The organism is Neisseria montereyensis (genome assembly GCF_024834045.1).
GTDB classification, from domain to species: Bacteria; Pseudomonadota; Gammaproteobacteria; order Burkholderiales; family Neisseriaceae; genus Neisseria; species Neisseria montereyensis.
Genome location: NZ_JANUXW010000006.1, coordinates 80,166 through 97,037 on the forward strand (window position 1 = coordinate 80,166; position 16,872 = coordinate 97,037).

At 42.3% G+C, this 16,872-nt stretch carries 16 protein-coding genes; 6 read left to right on the forward strand and 10 right to left on the reverse strand.

The features are described from left to right. The first annotated feature begins 51 nt into the window (after positions 1-51). The 4 genes from NXS09_RS07590 to NXS09_RS07605 all read left to right on the forward strand — a co-directional run bounded on the left by NXS09_RS07590 (position 52) and on the right by NXS09_RS07605 (position 2,952). Entirely contained in the window at positions 52-510 is a 459-nt protein-coding gene (locus NXS09_RS07590; protein ID WP_259291951.1) for an Rrf2 family transcriptional regulator, read from the forward strand. Between the two features lie 318 nt (positions 511-828). Then, a complete protein-coding gene (locus tag NXS09_RS07595; RefSeq protein ID WP_259291952.1) occupies positions 829-1,716 on the forward strand; it encodes an energy transducer TonB in 888 nt (295 codons plus the stop codon). Between the two features lie 137 nt (positions 1,717-1,853). Beyond that, positions 1,854-2,513 carry a MotA/TolQ/ExbB proton channel family protein gene (locus NXS09_RS07600; protein ID WP_259291953.1) on the forward strand — a complete coding sequence of 220 codons (660 nt, stop codon included), beginning with the start codon at positions 1,854-1,856 and terminating at the stop codon, positions 2,511-2,513. A 4-nt stretch (positions 2,514-2,517) separates the two neighbouring features. Continuing rightward, positions 2,518-2,952: an ExbD/TolR family protein gene (locus NXS09_RS07605; RefSeq protein ID WP_259291954.1), complete on the forward strand. Its 435-nt coding sequence runs from the start codon at positions 2,518-2,520 to the stop codon at positions 2,950-2,952. Positions 2,953-3,052: 100 nt separating this feature from the next. On the opposite strand, the gene NXS09_RS07610 is transcribed toward NXS09_RS07605, so the two are convergent. Together NXS09_RS07610 and NXS09_RS07615 are read right to left on the reverse strand one after the other, a co-directional pair. Beyond that, on the reverse strand, positions 3,053-3,409 hold the full coding sequence (locus NXS09_RS07610) for a SpoIIAA family protein (RefSeq protein ID WP_259291955.1): 357 nt from the start codon (positions 3,407-3,409) through the stop codon (positions 3,053-3,055). A 20-nt stretch (positions 3,410-3,429) separates the two neighbouring features. Continuing rightward, positions 3,430-4,323, reverse strand: coding sequence for a DMT family transporter (locus tag NXS09_RS07615; protein ID WP_259291985.1), 894 nt, complete (start codon positions 4,321-4,323; stop codon positions 3,430-3,432). Between the two features lie 152 nt (positions 4,324-4,475). Here NXS09_RS07615 and dut point away from each other — a divergent pair, with 152 nt between their 5' ends. Then, positions 4,476-4,928, forward strand: a complete 453-nt coding sequence (gene dut / locus NXS09_RS07620; RefSeq protein ID WP_151052888.1) for a dUTP diphosphatase — start codon at positions 4,476-4,478, stop codon at positions 4,926-4,928. Between the two features lie 168 nt (positions 4,929-5,096). Here the strand turns inward: dut and mutM are convergent, their stop codons facing one another. From mutM to NXS09_RS07660, 8 genes are all read right to left on the reverse strand, one after another. Next, a complete protein-coding gene (mutM, locus tag NXS09_RS07625) occupies positions 5,097-5,924 on the reverse strand; it encodes a bifunctional DNA-formamidopyrimidine glycosylase/DNA-(apurinic or apyrimidinic site) lyase (protein ID WP_259291956.1) in 828 nt (275 codons plus the stop codon). A gap of 144 nt (positions 5,925-6,068) precedes the next feature. Continuing rightward, on the reverse strand, positions 6,069-7,367 hold the full coding sequence (gene tyrS, locus NXS09_RS07630) for a tyrosine--tRNA ligase (protein ID WP_259291957.1): 1,299 nt from the start codon (positions 7,365-7,367) through the stop codon (positions 6,069-6,071). Between the two features lie 218 nt (positions 7,368-7,585). Next, a complete protein-coding gene (locus NXS09_RS07635) occupies positions 7,586-9,448 on the reverse strand; it encodes an acyltransferase family protein (protein ID WP_259291958.1) in 1,863 nt (620 codons plus the stop codon). Between the two features lie 283 nt (positions 9,449-9,731). Then, on the reverse strand, positions 9,732-10,004 hold the full coding sequence (gene ftsB, locus NXS09_RS07640) for a cell division protein FtsB (protein WP_259291959.1): 273 nt from the start codon (positions 10,002-10,004) through the stop codon (positions 9,732-9,734). Positions 10,005-10,018: 14 nt separating this feature from the next. Continuing rightward, positions 10,019-11,305 (reverse strand): phosphopyruvate hydratase, encoded by a 1,287-nt coding sequence (gene eno, locus NXS09_RS07645; protein ID WP_151052894.1) that lies wholly within the window; start codon positions 11,303-11,305, stop codon positions 10,019-10,021. A gap of 332 nt (positions 11,306-11,637) precedes the next feature. Further along, positions 11,638-13,101, reverse strand: coding sequence for an IMP dehydrogenase (gene guaB / locus NXS09_RS07650; protein ID WP_259291960.1), 1,464 nt, complete (start codon positions 13,099-13,101; stop codon positions 11,638-11,640). Between the two features lie 342 nt (positions 13,102-13,443). Further along, positions 13,444-14,229, reverse strand: coding sequence for a WG repeat-containing protein (locus NXS09_RS07655; RefSeq protein ID WP_259291961.1), 786 nt, complete (start codon positions 14,227-14,229; stop codon positions 13,444-13,446). Positions 14,230-14,237: 8 nt separating this feature from the next. Then, a complete protein-coding gene (locus NXS09_RS07660; protein WP_259291962.1) occupies positions 14,238-15,890 on the reverse strand; it encodes a WG repeat-containing protein in 1,653 nt (550 codons plus the stop codon). Positions 15,891-16,173: 283 nt separating this feature from the next. On the opposite strand from NXS09_RS07660, the gene NXS09_RS07665 reads away from it, so the two are divergent. Continuing rightward, positions 16,174-16,623 carry a DUF4124 domain-containing protein gene (locus NXS09_RS07665; protein WP_259291963.1) on the forward strand — a complete coding sequence of 150 codons (450 nt, stop codon included), beginning with the start codon at positions 16,174-16,176 and terminating at the stop codon, positions 16,621-16,623. The last annotated feature ends 249 nt before the right edge of the window (positions 16,624-16,872 follow it).

Below are 16,872 nucleotides of genomic sequence, written 5' to 3' on the forward strand. Positions count from 1 at the left end.
AAGTTTCATATATTATGAAACTTATATACAGATGAAGTCAAATAAGCTTATATGTACCTAACACAACACACGGATTACGGATTACGCGTTTTGATTTATACCGCCATCAATGATGACGCATTGGTCAATATCGGCACCATCGCCGATACCTACGCTATTTCCAAAAGCCATTTAATGAAAGTGGTTACCGCTTTAGTCAAAGGCGGTTTTCTTGACAGCATACGCGGCAAAGGCGGCGGCCTGAAACTTGCCTGCCCTGCTGAAGAAATCAATATCGGTGCCGTGGTACGGCATTTGGAACCCATGCAACTGGTCGAATGCATGGGGCCGAACAACGAATGCCTGATTACCCCCAACTGCCGTCTTGCCGGCATATTGGGCGGCGGTATCAAAGCTTTTCTCAATTATCTCGACGGCTTCACCTTGGCCGATTTATTAAACAAACCGACGTATAACCTGCTATATTTCCCCAAAATACATACCGTATCAGAACAAACTCTAAATAGCTGACCCGTCTCTCTAGATATCAAAACCTGCTAAGTGATAATTTTTAGCAGCATTACAGTTGTTTATTCATGCTTTTTTAAGCTTTCACATTGCCTTATAAAAGTTATTCGTCATAATACAATCTAGCAAATTCCCCTGAGCATACCCGCATCTTCTTCACTCACTTGATAGTCCTACTATCAACCTAAAAATAATAAGTTATTTTAATAACTTATAAATATCCTTTCAAAACATAACACAATGTAAAAACATGCTTTTTTATTCCATAAAATCTTAAAAAAACGTTGCAAACAAGAATAATTGCTATTACCATAATCGATTATGAAAAATGAACGCATTCTCCCCCCTACCGCACTTGTGCTGGTTACTTTTCTGCATATGGGTGTTATCGCACTGGCATGGCAGATAAGGCAACCGGCACAAGTTGGTATGGAACAAATAGAATTTATCGATTTAGGTGATTTCGGTGGTGGCGACGGCACCCCTGAAGGCGCCGGTTCGCCTGCGCCTGAAGAATCTCCTCCCGCCCCGCCTCAACCGGAACCGCCCAAGCCTAAGGTTCAACCTAAGCCCAAACCGAAACCGGTTGTGAAACGTAAAGACACGATTAAACCTGTCATTACTAAAAAGGCGAAGGCTGATATCCGCAAACCGAAACCCGAGCCTGATCCGAAGCCCGAACCTAAACCCGATCCCAAACCTAAAACGCCTGAGAAATCTACCGAAGATGCAGCGAAAAAAGAGGAGCCTCAAAAAGCTACCGGTAATCAGGTTACTGCACAAAATGGTACCGGCAACGGTGCCGGCCGCTCTGAGACTCAAGGCAAAGGCAGTGGTTCGAACGGTACAGGCACAGGCCGCGGTCTGGGCCGTGGTGAAGGTAGCGGTAGTAAAACCGGCTCAGGACACGGTAGCGGTTCCGGTGGCGGCACAGGAGCAGGCAGCAGCCGCGGCAATCCGAACAGAGCCACCGGCAGCATACCCCGCCCGCCCTATCCTCCTTTATCCCGCGAAATGGAAGAAGAAGGTACGGTTCGATTGGCTGTATTGGTTTCACCCGATGGCAAAGTGGCTAATGTCAGAATAGCCAAAAGCAGCGGCCATGTACGTTTGGATAGAGCCGCTCAAAAAGCTGCACAATCAGGCAGATTCAGACCGAACGGTTGGACGGAATATAGCGTATCCGTACAATTTGCCCTGCGTGACTAACCTTATCTTTCAGACGGCCTATCCTATTTTATAGGCTGCCTGAATAAACCGGTTCAAACCTATAAACACTTTGTTTTAACTGCTATTTAATACAACACATCAACTGTATTTGATTATTTAACCATCTGGAAATTATTATGAATTTAGGACTCGTTTTTCAATCTGGTGATTTTGTACTCATCAGTGTTTTCGTATTGCTGGTATTGATGAGCATTGTTACTTGGACAGTAATCATTATCCGCGTTATCAGACTTTCACAAGCCAAAAGCGGCAACCGTACTGTTAAGCCTTTAATCTGGAATGCCAAAACGTTGGAAGAAGCCATACAAAAAGCCAAAAGCGTAGATGCGCCGATGAGTGCCTTAACATTGGAAGCCGTTCGTGCCCATCAGAATTACAACAAACACAAAGATACACAAATTGCCGCATCCGTACCGCTGAATGAATATTTGGTAAGCCAAATCCGCAACAGCATGAGTCAAATCCTGCGCCGCTTCGACGGCGGCCTGACCGCATTGGCTTCTATCGGTGCAACCGCACCGTTTATCGGATTATTCGGTACGGTTTGGGGGATTTATCACGCCCTGATCAATATTAGTCAAAGCGGCCAAATGAGTATTGCCGCCGTTGCCGGCCCGATTGGTGAAGCCTTGGTGGCTACCGCAGCCGGTTTGTTTGTCGCGATTCCCGCCGTATTGGCTTATAACTTTATCGTACGCGGCAACAAAACCCTTGCCCAAGACATGGATGCTTTCGCACACGACTTCCATGTTCAATTACTGAACAATAAGGACTAAGATTATGGCATTCGGATCAATGAATTCCGGTGAAGATTCACCGATGGCCGACATCAACGTTACCCCGTTGGTCGACGTGATGCTGGTATTGCTGATTGTATTTATGATTACCATGCCGGTATTAACACACTCTATTCCTTTACAGCTGCCGACAGCTTCGGAAGATGCTCCGGAAACCGTACAGCCTAAAGACCCGCTACGTCTGACCATCTCGGCAGAAGGGGCTTATATGATTGGTGCGGAATCCACTACGGAAAGAAGCTTGGAAGAAATTACTGCCGAGCTCAAGCAGGCAAAAGCAGAAAACGAAGAGCTGATTGTGGCCATTGCCGCCGATAAAACCGTTGAATACGATTTTGTCGCCCAAGCCCTTCAAGCAGCCCGTGAAGCCGGCGTTAGCAAAATCGGTTTTGTAACGGAAACCCGAGCCGAAAACTAATCATCTGTTAGATATTAGCCCTCAACCCGAGAGGCCGTCTGAAACATTTCAGACGGCCTCTCGGGTTTTTATTTTATCCATTAAATATAAAGTCATGCCATTATTCGGAATGTGTAGCCTTCAGCCATTCCAGGGCAGAAGCCGCATCATCAAAATATTTCGGATGTTGTTGGGTAATCAGACTGGATAAACGTGCACCCAACTTAATCCACACATCATCCACCACAATGGCAATCCGACCGAAATCGTTTTCATGTTCGCGCATGAATTTCAGCTGTTCAACCGCCATATCAATCGTAAAATCCCGCAGCATGCTTAAATCGAGCAACATATCGGGGCGGTGGATTTTTTGCGTACATTCCAAAGCGGCATTTTCAAATTCATAAAAATCTTCTAACGTAAATTCATTATACAAAGCCACATTCAAACCATAAGCCTGCTCACGGATAGAAATCATGATGTACTCCTAATTTATTGTTATTTGAATAATTTTAACTTATTCAGCCAAGACGGATTTAAACTGCTTAAAATCCCGCTTACCACAATAATACCCATTCCCAACACTTCCTGCCAGCTGATTTTATCGCCGAAAAGCCATACCCCGCCAAGTGATGAAAAAACCACCGTTAAATAAGAAAGCGAAGCCACGGTAAATTTCTGCCCTACTTTATAGGCATAAGTCATGCACAATTGCGCTACCAATGCCGAAGCCCCGACACCGAGCAGATAAGGCAATGTATCCCAGTTAAACGAATGCCATCCGTTAATGGTTGTCCATATTCCAGCCAAAACCATACCCACCAGCGACAGATAGAAAACCACCCGCCAGCCCGGTTCGCCGAGCAGGGAAAGTTCGCGTACCTGCAAATAAGCCCAACCGGCCAATAATCCGCCGCACAAACCCACCAATGCCGCCCCTTCCTGCCCGCTTTGAAAAGAAGGGTTCAACAATAAAACCACACCGATAAAGCCCAATATCAAAACCGCAAACGTATATAACGATATTTTTTCCCTTAATACGACAAAAGACAAAATAGCCAGAAAAATAGAAGAGGTATAACCGAGCGTCACCCCGGTTGCCAACGGCAAATGCATAATGGCATAAAAAATACAAAACATGCCGAGTGTGCCCGAAACGCTGCGGCTCAAATGGGCTTTCCAATAAGGCGTCCGAAACGTTTTACCCTGCATCTTAGCCATTGTGCCGAGAAAAACAGCTGAAAATCCCATACGCCAAAACACCATCTCACTCGAACTGAAGCCGAATTTCACCGAAGCGGCTTTAATCCCGAAATTCATTATCGTAAAACAAACGGCGGCAATCACCATCCAACCCGAACCAAGCGGATCACGAGTTTCTTGAACATTCATCATTAAATACGGATATCAAACAAAAATAAGTGCCATCATACTTAGGTCGGCAAAAACTGTACATAAAAGGCAACCAAAGCCGAATAGAATATATCTGCCAACCCGTTTATTCACTATAATCGGGGCTTTGCAAACCAACATATGGAAACCTCATGCAAACAGAAGTAGAACTCAAAATTCTCAATCCCAAAATGGCCGACCAACTGCCCGCTTACGCCACACCCGGTTCCGCCGGCTTAGATTTACGCGCCTGTATCGACGAAGCCGTGGTCTTGCAACCCGGCGAAACCTTTTTAGTGCCGACCGGTTTGGCTATCCATTTGGATAACCCCGCCTATGCCGCCGTTTTACTGCCACGCTCAGGCTTGGGGCATAAACACGGTATCGTATTAGGCAATCTGGTCGGCCTGATTGATTCGGATTACCAAGGCGAACTGAAAGTATCGGTATGGAACCGCAGCCAAGAAGCATTTACCATCCAACCATTGGAACGGATTGCGCAAATGGTGATTGTGCCCGTGATTCAGGCGGCCTTTAAAGTGGTCGATGAATTTGCCGCCAGCGAACGCGGCGAAGGCGGATTTGGCAGTACTGGTAAGGCTTAATCATCTGATTTATATTTGAATGTTTAAGCCGTCTGAAATAGATAAAGCCGTCTGAAAAGGTTTCAGACGGCCTTATTTTATTAAACACCATTCAAAACAATATCCATTTACGAAACCATACCATTGAAAACCTTAGCCCTATTCATTCACACAAAAGGCCGTCTGAAATTATTTCTGACAATGCGCACAATAAAACGTCCCGCGCTGGCCGATGGTTTCTTTCCGAATCAGGCTACCGCACTTAACACAAGGTTGGTTATGCCTGCCGTAAACCGTGTATTCCTGTTGGAAATAACCGCTATTGCCCTCGCTATCGACAAAATCGCGCAAAGTACTGCCCCCTGCGGCAATGGCACGCTTTAAAACCGCCCGTATGATTTCCACCAATTCGGCGCACTCTTTGCGGGTGATCTGATTGGCGGGCCGTTTGGGGGAAATACCGGCTTGAAACAGGCTTTCATTGGCATAAATATTACCCACGCCGACCACCACCGCATTGTCCATCAAAGCCGTTTTAATCGCCCGTTTTTGCTTATGCAGCTTATCGTATAAATAATCGGCATTAAACTCGGCTTCCAGTGGTTCCGGCCCGAGCGAAGCCAATAGCGGATGATGTTCCGCCGCGCCGGCAAACCACAATATCATGCCGAAACGGCGCGGGTCGTGATAGCGCAATAAGGTGCCGTCTTCAAACACAATATCGGCATGGTCGTGTTTGTCCGGATGGGCGGCCTTAGGATGATCCGGATGGAAAATACGCAGGCTGCCCGACATACCCAGATGAATCAGCAACACGCCCGTTTTAAAATGAATCAACAGATATTTGGCACGGCGTGCACAGCTTAACACCCGCTCCCCCCGCAAGGTTTCCGCCAAATCCGACGGCACGGGAAAGCGCAATTTAGGCTGGCGGACAACCACTTCCGCCACGGTTTTCCCCTCTATATGCGGGCTGATACCGCGCAGGGTCGTTTCAACTTCGGGCAATTCGGGCATAACGGGCTTTCGATAAACAGACAAACAGCGTTTATTGTATAACAAAGCCCGATATCAAACCCAATGGTTCGATGCTAACCATCAGGCTTTTATGGACAAATAGGCCGTCTGAAATTTCAGACGGCCTGTTATGAATATCAAACTTTATTGCCAAACCAATAAAGCATGATTGCGTTTACCACGGCGGATAATGGTGTATTTACCAAAACGTTTGAAATCATCGGTAATCAAATAGGCATCATCCGGTTTCTCTGGCGCATGGTCCGCATTGTTTTTCACGGCCGCTTTGCCGTTTAACATAACCGCACCGCTATTCAGAAAACCGCGGGCTTCTTTATTCGATGCAGCCAAACCCGCGCGCACCAAAGTTTCCACCACATTCGGATTGCCCGACACTTCAAAAGCCGGCAAACCGTCTAACGCCAACTGGCCGAAATCGGCTTCGGTTAGGCTGCTTTGGTCTTCTGCAAACAGGTTTTCCGAAATCCGTTGCGCCGCTTCCAATGCCGCTTCACCGTGAATCAGGCGGGTCATTTCTTCGGCAAGGATACGCTGCGCCTCCGGTTTGGTGCCGCTGGCTTTGTCTTTCGCCTCAATGGCATCAATGTCTTCCACGCTCAGAAAGGTGAAATATTTCATAAACTTATATACATCGGCATCGGCCACTTTCAGCCAGAACTGATAAAACTGATAAGGCGATGTTTTCTCGGCACTCAGCCAAACCGCCCCGCCTTCGGTTTTGCCGAACTTAGTGCCGTCCGCTTTGGTTACCAACGGCAAAGTCAGACCGTAAGCCGTTACCTTATTCAGACGGCGGCATAAATCGATACCGCCGGTAATATTGCCCCATTGGTCGGAACCGCCGATTTGCAAAACCGTATTGTGGCGTTTATTCAGCTCGGCAAAGTCATAGCCTTGTAATAAGGCATAAGCGAACTCGGTAAACGAAATGCCGACATCGTCGCGCTCGATACGCTGTTTGACCGATTCTTTGTTTAACATCGCATTCACTGAAAAATGCTTACCGATGTCGCGCAGGAAATCCAAGCAGTTCATACCGCCGAACCAATCATAGTTATTCGCCATAATAGCGGCATTTTCGCCCTCGAAACTTAAAAAAGGCTTCAACTGATTGCGGATTTTTTCCACCCATCCGGCAACGGTTTCCGCCGTATTCAGGCTGCGCTCCACCGCTTTAAAACTCGGATCGCCAATCATACCCGTGGCGCCGCCCACCAAAGCCACCGGCGTATGCCCTGCCAGCTGAAAGCGGCGCAAAGCCAATACGGGCAGCAGATGGCCGATGTGTAAACTGTCGGCAGTGGGGTCGAAACCGCAATAAAGAGAGATTTTCTGTTCGTTGAGTAAGGCGTCTAAGGCTTCGGCATCGGTTGTTTGCGCAATAAGCCCGCGGGATTGTAGATCTTGAATGACTGATTTCATTGAATGTCCGTTGTATTTTGTCGGCCTTTTAAGTGGCTCAACAGGTATTTAAATCATGCTGAAAATATAGGGTAATGTATCAAAACTATCTATATTTGTGTATCCAAAATCAATCAGATACTGTAATAGATTGGTTCCCAAATGTTTGAACCGGCTGGTATGGCCGGTTCAAACATTGATATTTATACTTTTCTATAAAACAAAAGCGGTTGAAGCGGTTATTTTAATAAAGACTGCTTGGCTGTGTAAAGCTGTGCCAACACTTTACCACCATAAGGATTGAGGTGGTCTAGATCAGAATACATTGGTTTATTATCGTAAATAAAATTTTTCGGTAATACTCCCACGGTATCGACCACATGTACATTATCATACCGAGTGGCTATTTCTTTTATTTTATCGTTCCCTGCCTGATAAGTAACATCCTTTGCCTGAAAACGAATTGGCTCCATCCCAAAACGTGTCTGACGGATATAATTTTGCAACCCCGGATATTGGATATTCGGCGTATCGGTAAATAAATATACGGCTTCTTTATCAGAAAGTTGCTTTAATGTATTTTCCAGTTTATTAAAAAAATTAGGGTCATATGCCTTACTCAAAGGGACAACGGGAATTTGTGAACCCCATCTCATTGCCAACATTACAATTGGATATTCTTTAATATGATCATGACCATATTGATTTTGTAAACGGCATGACTTATTGTTTCGATAAACTTCAGAATCATAATTATCCACATAAGCGCATGTATCGGCCGTAATCAAAGTTGCAGACCACCCTTCTTTCTTACCAATATAATCAATAAATGTTTTGTAATGATCTGCATGAGAATCACCCAGCATTAATGCTTTTGGTTTTTGCGTCTCATCGCCCCAAACACACTGCTGATTAAAATTGTTATGACATGAAGTAAATGAACGTGAAAGCCCTTCTTTGTAATAACTTTGTATTAATTCGCTTTTATTTAAATATGTGAATGTTGTCAGTACGATTGCAGCAGGAGCGGCATAAAAAAACAGAATATTCTTAGAAAAAGAAAATTGTTTTTTACGGAAAGGCCGTTCGATCAAGTGATAACTGATAAAAGATAGAGCCAACATTAATACTACTAATCCCGCAACCCAATTATTGGGTATGCCCCTATCACCACTTATATAACGGGTAAAAACCAAAACAGGCCAATGCCATAAATATAATGAGTACGAAATCAAACCAATATAAATAACCGGCTTGTAAGAAAAATATTTTTTAAAGTGATGATCAAAGTTATTAAAGTAAAGCAAACAAGCTGTTGCCATACAGGGTAGCAATGCAGCAAGTCCCGGAAAGAAAGGTGTCTCAGGTGTATAAAATACAAAACAACACCCCAAAACAATGATAGAAATCAGGCTAATCTTAGCTGCATGGCGAGCTCCTGGAAAATATCCTTTTTCATGACAGTAACTGAAATAAACAGCCGTCACCGACCCTACAATCATTTCAAATGCTCTCAAATGAGGCAAATAATATTTATCCAACCCGAATGACGGTAGAAAAGATGCAACTAAACTTAATCCGATTAAAAGCCATAAAAAAATAAATTGGGTACGCCATGTTCTACGAACCAGTAATAATAAAAATAATGGAAATAAAAAATAATATTGTTCTTCGACAGATAAAGACCAAATATGTAACAAAGGCTTTTCTTCTTGTGCAGGGTCAAAATACCCTTGTGAAATTGCTTGGTAAAGATTGGCTGAAAATAAAATCGAAGCAAAAGTTGTTTTACCTAATACATAATATGCATCCGGAGAAAATAAAAAAGCAGCGGCAATAACCACGCTCAATAACACCACAAAAAACACAGGCAAAATACGTTTTATTCTGCGTATATAGAATTTTTTAAAAGTGAATATACCTGCATTCATTTCACGATGCATGATTAGTGTAATCAAAAAACCGGAAATAACAAAAAAGATATCAACACCTAAGAAGCCACCAGACAACCAACTTTTATTAAAATGAAAAGTAATGACAGATACCACAGCAATAGCACGCAATGTATCTATATCAGAGCGGTATTGTAAAGATTTACTCATTATTATCAAACAGATGAAAGTTATTCATAATAAAGATAAGGTATGAAATTAAATTTTACTAGATAATCACTAAAAAGTTTAAAAAAAATAATAGAAATCTTATAAAAAAAATATAAACAACTGATTTACTTAATAAAGTTAATAAATACTTAACTGAATTTAACTATCTGTTAAACATTACATAAATACCATTACAAAATGGCTAACGATATTATACAAATCATTACCAATATAAAGGCCGTCTGAAAATATTTTCAGACGGCCTTATTTACGCAGTAATAATTTAACGGCGTACTAACCGGTAGTAAACCTCACCTTCTCGAATATAACCTAAATCGACCCGTGCAATCTCGGCAATAGCGTCTTCACCTTCTGCCAAATCATCGACTTCGGCCTGCAAAGCATTATTGCGTAAGGTAAGCGATTGGTTTTTTTCTTCCTGTTCCGCCACTTGATCTTCCAGGCGCCACATATCGCGCCAACCGCCTTTAGAAAGCCAGAGGCTGTATTGAAACCATGCGATTGCAGCAATTAAAACCAAAGTGACCCACTTCATCAGTTTTACCTACCTTATTTACCTAATTGATAGAAAGCGGCTTTACCGGGGTAATAAGCGGCTTCGGCCAATTCTTCTTCAATCCGCAGCAATTGGTTGTATTTGGCCATGCGGTCTGAACGGCTCAACGAACCGGTTTTAATCTGCATGCAATTGGTGGCAACGGCTAAGTCGGCAATGGTGCTGTCTTCCGTTTCACCGGAACGGTGGCTCATAATGCTGGTATAGCGGTTGCGTTTGGCCAACTCAACGGCTTTCAATGTTTCGCTTAAGGTACCGATTTGATTCACTTTAACCAATAAAGCATTGGCAATACCCTGCTCGATGCCTTCTGCCAAAATTTTAGGATTGGTTACAAACAAATCATCGCCGACCAATTGCACTTTACCGCCCAGTTTTTCAGTGAGGTGTTTCCAACCGGCCAAATCGTTTTCATCCATACCGTCTTCAATAGAGATAATCGGATAAGCATCCACCAATTTAGCCAGATAATCGGCAAATTCTTCGCTGGTTAAAGCCAAGCCTTCCGCACTCAGATGATATTTGCCGTCTTTATAAAATTCGCTGGAAGCGCAATCCAAAGCAAATACGACATCTTCGCCAACCGTATAGCCTGCAGCGGCAACGGCTTCCTGCATCAATTGCAAAGCTTCTTCATGGCTGTTGAGGTTGGGCGCAAAACCACCTTCATCACCCACGGTGGTCGGAAAGCCTTTGCTGTCGCATAATTTTTTCAAAGCGTGAAATACTTCGGCACCACAACGCAATGCTTCGCGAAAGCTTTTTGCGCCAACAGGCATAATCATAAATTCTTGGATATCCAAGCTGTTGTTGGCATGTGCGCCGCCGTTAATCACGTTCATCATCGGCACCGGCATCGCCATCGGGCCGGCGCCGCCCAGATAACGGTAAAGCGGCAAACCTGCATCTTCGGCAGCGGCACGGGCAACAGCCATAGAAACAGCCAAAGTCGCATTCGCACCTAAGCGGCCTTTATTATCCGTGCCGTCCAGCTCAATCATCACTTGGTCAATATAACTTTGTTCGGAGGCATCCAAGCCGATCAACGCTTGGGCGATTTCATTGTTGACATGTTCCACCGCCTGCAAAACACCTTTGCCCAAATAGCGGCTTTTATCACCGTCGCGCAGTTCCAACGCTTCTTTTTGGCCGGTGGAAGCACCGGAAGGTACGGCGGCACGCCCCATCACGCCGGACTCTAACAACACATCGCACTCAACGGTGGGATTGCCGCGTGAATCCAGAATTTCTCGGGCAAAAATGTCAACAATCGCGCTCATGGAAATCTCCTGATTTTTCTTAATAAATAAACTAAATGAACAATAATATTCAGACGGCCTAATAAGTCCAAATGAATACTATCTATATAAAACAGCCTGTCGAGGCGGATTATATCGTTTCAGGCCGTCTGAAACGAGTATTTTCCCGACAAATCATGAAAAGTTTGCCAAAATAAAATAAGGCTTACAAAATGACAATAGCAATAAACAACCCTACTTTAACCATTATCATACTTTTTAAACTGTATTTTAGCGTCTATAAACAGAATCTTATTATTCGCTTGAAAAGGCCGTCTGAAAATACAATACTTTCAGACGGCCTTCTTGATGATTTAACGGTGGTAATTCGGTGCTTCTTTGGTAATCTGCACGTCGTGAACATGTGATTCGCTCATACCAGCCGATGTAATTTCCACGAATTCGGCTTTCTCATGCATTTCCGCAATAGTCGCGCAGCCCAGATAACCCATGCTTGAGCGTAAACCGCCCATTAATTGGTGGATAATCTGAACAATCGGCCCTTTATACGGCACACGGCCTTCAATACCTTCGGGTACATATTTATCGGCATTGTCTTCTTTGTCTTGGAAATAACGGTCGGACGAACCTTGACTCATCGCGCCCAACGAACCCATGCCGCGATAAGATTTATACGAACGGCCTTGATAGAGTTCGATTTCACCCGGTGCTTCTTCCGTACCGGCAAACATACCGCCCAACATCACACAAGAAGCGCCGGCTGCCAGAGCTTTGGCAATATCGCCTGAAAAACGGATACCGCCGTCGGCAATCATCGGCACACCCGTACCTTTCAAGGCTTCCGATACATTGTGAATCGCCGTCAGTTGCGGCACACCGACACCGGCCACAATACGGGTTGTACAAATAGAGCCCGGGCCGATACCCACTTTCACCGCATCCGCACCGGCCGCTACCAAATCACGCGCAGCCTGTGCCGTGGCAATATTACCGCCAATTACTTGAACTTCCGGGAAGTTTTGTTTTACCCAACGTACGCGGTCAAGCACACCTTGGCTATGACCGTGTGCGGTATCCACCACCAACACATCCACACCGGCTTCAACCAATGCTTTAACACGCTCATCAGTATCCGCACCGACACCGACGGCGGCACCAACGCGCAAACGGCCGTCTGAATCTTTATTGGCATTCGGGAATTCTGTGGTTTTTAGAATATCTTTAACGGTAATCAGGCCTTTCAATTCCCAAGCATCGTTAACCACCAATACACGTTCGACTTTATGCTCGTGCATCACATCGCGGGCATCGTCGATACTGGTACCTTCCGGCACGGTCACCAAGCGGTCGCGGGGGGTCATAATGGCGGAAACCGGCTGATCCAAGCGTTTTTCAAAACGCAAATCGCGGTTGGTGACCAAGCCGACCACTTTACCATTGTCCACCACTGGCAAACCGGACATTTTGCGTTTGCGCTTCGACAGCATTTCCACCAGTTCGCGAATCAACATTTCCGGCGCAATGGTTACGGGATCTTTCACGATACCGCTCTCATGACGCTTCACTTTCGCTACGGCATTGGCTTGTTTCTCTACCGACATATTCTTATGAATAATACCGATACCGCCTTCCTGAGCCATTGAAATGGCCAGTTTGGCTTCGGTTACAGTGTCCATAGCGGCAGAAAGAAGGGGGATATTTAATGTGATTTCGCGTGTCAGCGGGGTTTGGAGTTTAACGTCTCGCGGCAGCACTTGGGAATGTGCAGGAACCAGCAAAACATCGTCAAAAGTATAAGCTTTTTCTACAATACGCATGATGCTCAGGCTTTCAATTTGTGCAAGATGCACGGCATTGTATCAAAATCAGTTGCAGCTTAATAGCTATTGATGCCCTATTCCGTGTATTTTTTTGTGGGCATCAATGTAAAAAATCCATCCTTGGGAAATAAGCCATCCGCTGCAAATCAATTTGATCTACACCCTCCTTTGCCATTTGATTTAACGCATCCACACACCTTCACTCATAAAAGGTTATATTCTGAAATTTATCTGAAAGCTATCTTTCAGCTATTCCTCTTAACTTAATCTGTAAATAACCACTAACTGCCGGTTATGCATAATATGCTAATACTGTTGGTTCATTGTTTGAATTTAATCTCACCAATATTCTCTGCCGTTCTTATCGACATAACCTTTTTTGCCATTTAATTCTACTTTCGCTTTACCGTTTAAAAAGATAAAAACTTTATCATATTTGATAGGTATGATTACTTTTCCTGTTTTATCGATAAAGCCAAATTTATCATTAAGTTTAACCGATGACAGCCCCTCAAAAAAACCTGAAGCACCATCATATTTGAAAGGAATAACAACTTGATCGGCTTTATTGATAAATCCATATTTGTTATTTAATTTAACATCCGCCAATCCCTCCCTAAACGCCCAAGCATAATCATACTTGAAAGGAATAATGACTTGATTGGCTTTATCAATAAATCCATATTTGTTATTGAGTTCGACTGCCGCCAACCCATCAGTAAATTCCCAAGCATCATCGTACTTCAAAGGAATAACTTCCTTACCATTTTTATCAATAAACCCCCATTTATCATCAAGCATAACCTTTGAAAGACCTTCGATAAAACCATCCAAAAAATCATACTTAATTAAAGTAATTTGCCGGCCATTTTTGTCAAAATAGCCATATTTTCCATTTAATCTAACTCTTGCCAAACCATCATCAAAGAATATTGAAACACTATCATATTCAGCAGGTACTACCACATTGCCATCAGCATCTTTAACGCCCCATTTATCTCCTACTTGATAAGCATCGAATAAATGTTCTGCACTTATATTTTCCTGTTTAGGTATTGATTCACACCCCCACAACAAGCTGATTAAAGCCGTTAAAAAAAAGTAATATCCTATTTTCTTCATCATAATCTGGTTTATCTAACATAAATTGTCATATGTTTATGGTCATCTCTGCTTGATTCTTTTACATCAGTAGCAAACTCCCAAAACTCTTTACCTGTTTTATCTATGTATAAACTTTTTCCATTTAATTCCACATTTGCTAAGCCTTTAGAAAAATCATAAACCTTATCATATTTAATAGGAATTACTTCTTCTCCTTTATTATCTATAAAGCCCCATTTTCCTTTAACTCTTACAGCGGCTAATCCTTCGTAAAAATCTGAAGCATCATCGTATTTTAAAGATGTAATTTCTTTCCCTGTTTTATCTATAAATCCCCATTTCCCATTTAATTCCACTCTTGCAAAGCCTTCATAAAAACTATAACCAAAGTCATACTTGAAAGGAATAATCACTTTTCCTGTTCTATCGATATAGCCTCTTTTCAGATTGGATTCAACCATCGCCAACCCGTCTGAAAAATCCCAAGCACTATATTTTAAGGGAATCACTTCTTTCCCGGTTTCATCAATAAATCCATATTGTCCATTTAACTTAACTCTTGCCAAACCTTCAACAAAATCTTCAATCTCATCATATTTATTTATAGGAATAATTTCCTTACCCGTTCTATCAATAAAACCATGTTTCCAATTTAAAGAAACTCTTGCCAAGCCTTTGGAAAAGTCCGAAACATGATCATATTTTAAAGGCGTTATTTCTTTTCCTGTTTTATCTATAACCCCCCATTTATCGTTTAATTCAACTCTTGCAAGACCTTCAGAAAAATCAGAACCATCATCATATTTAATCGGAATGATTTCTTGTCCTGTGTTATCGATAAAACCTAACTTTCCATTTAATTTAACACCCGCTACACCATTGCTAAAGTCCCGAACATGATCATATTTAATCGGTGTAACTTCTTTTCCGGTTTGATCTATAAACCCCCACTTATCATTTAACGATACACCTGCGAATCCTTCTTTAAAATCCCAATATCTATCATATTTAATAGGCGTAATTTCTTTTCCTGTTTTATCTATAAATCCTTTTTTTCCTTTTAATTGAACACCGGCTACACCTCCAGCAAAATCTTCAACACTTTCATAGGATTTAAAAGGAATCACCAGTTCTCCTTCTTTATTGATAAACCCCCATTTTCCATTTAATTTAACCCTTGCCAAACCTTCATGAAAGTCTAAAGCAATATCATATTTAAAAGGAATGACTACTTTTCCTGTTCTATCCAAAAAACCATATTTTCCTTTTAATTCGGCCGCAATCAATCCTTCTTTAAAGGTCATAAATCTATTTTCATATTTAACAGGAATAACCTCTTTTCCTGTTTTATCGATAAAACCATATCTTCCTTTTAATTTAACGTTTGCTAAACCTTCTGAAAAATTTTCAACAGAATCATATTTAATAGGTGTGATTTCTTTTCCTGTTTCATCAACAAAACCCCATTTATTATTTAATCTCACTGTTGCGAAACCTTCTGAAAACTTAGAAGCAATATCATATTTAAAAGGTGTGATTTCTTTCCCTGTTTTATCAACAAATCTCCATTTATCTCCAATTTTTTGACGAATGATAGATTCGTTTTTTTCTGTTGTTTGGCTCTGTGAATAGCCATTTATACCGATTACCAATAACGCACTTAATAAGATTTTTTTTACCATTTTTTTATTTCTCAACTATTTAACTTTTTAAATTTAATTTACCCAATATCTATTGCTATTTTATCCACATAATCCCGCATTACGTTTCATAAAACTTTAGCTAGTCTATCTAAATAATCTTTAATCTTAATCATACACGAAAAAAGGCCTTGCCCAGCATTCGTTGCAACAATGCAAAAGCAGTAAGGTTCAAATCATAAAAATTCTATCTGCATCATGACACTTACTTAATTTAACAGTACAATACAAACCATCCGAATATATAAATCGAAAGAATAATATTATGCACATTACCCGCTTTGCCCAAGTAGCGCTACTCATATCAGGCATGTTCATATCTGCAAGTTTTGCAACCGCTCAGGTTTATACATGGAAAGGGCAAAACGGCAGCAACAATTATTCCGATGTGCCTTTGAATTTAAAACCCAACAATTCGGGTGTCGTCAATATACGCACCCGTACCGTTACCCAACCCACCATCGCACATGCACAACAAGAAGCCGAGCCTGGCTCTTTGGCCGATAAGCAAAAACAGCTCAACGATGCCATTTCGGCAGAAAATAAAAAAGTTGAAGAACAAAATAAAAAAGTCGAAGAACAAAACCGCCAGCAAAAAGTAGAAAACTGTAAAATCGCCCGTATGAACCGACAATTCGCCGAAACCGCGCGAATCGGTAACCGTGAGGCCTTTATTGCACGATACGACGCTGATGTTGCCAAATTCTGTAATTAACCCTTATTCAACTACAATACTTTCTATATTAGAATCAATACCTAAATTAATTTAATAAAGGGCGGATTTTATGCCGTCCTTATTTTTTATCTTGCCGTCACTGTATTTAAATTGTTATATCAATTATCAGCCTTACAAAAAAACCAATAAGCCCATCCTGACTTTATTTATTCTTTTCATTATATATATCATTTTCAGACGGCCTATGCTTGATTAGCCTTCATGCAAAATCCCCGAATAGTTCAAACT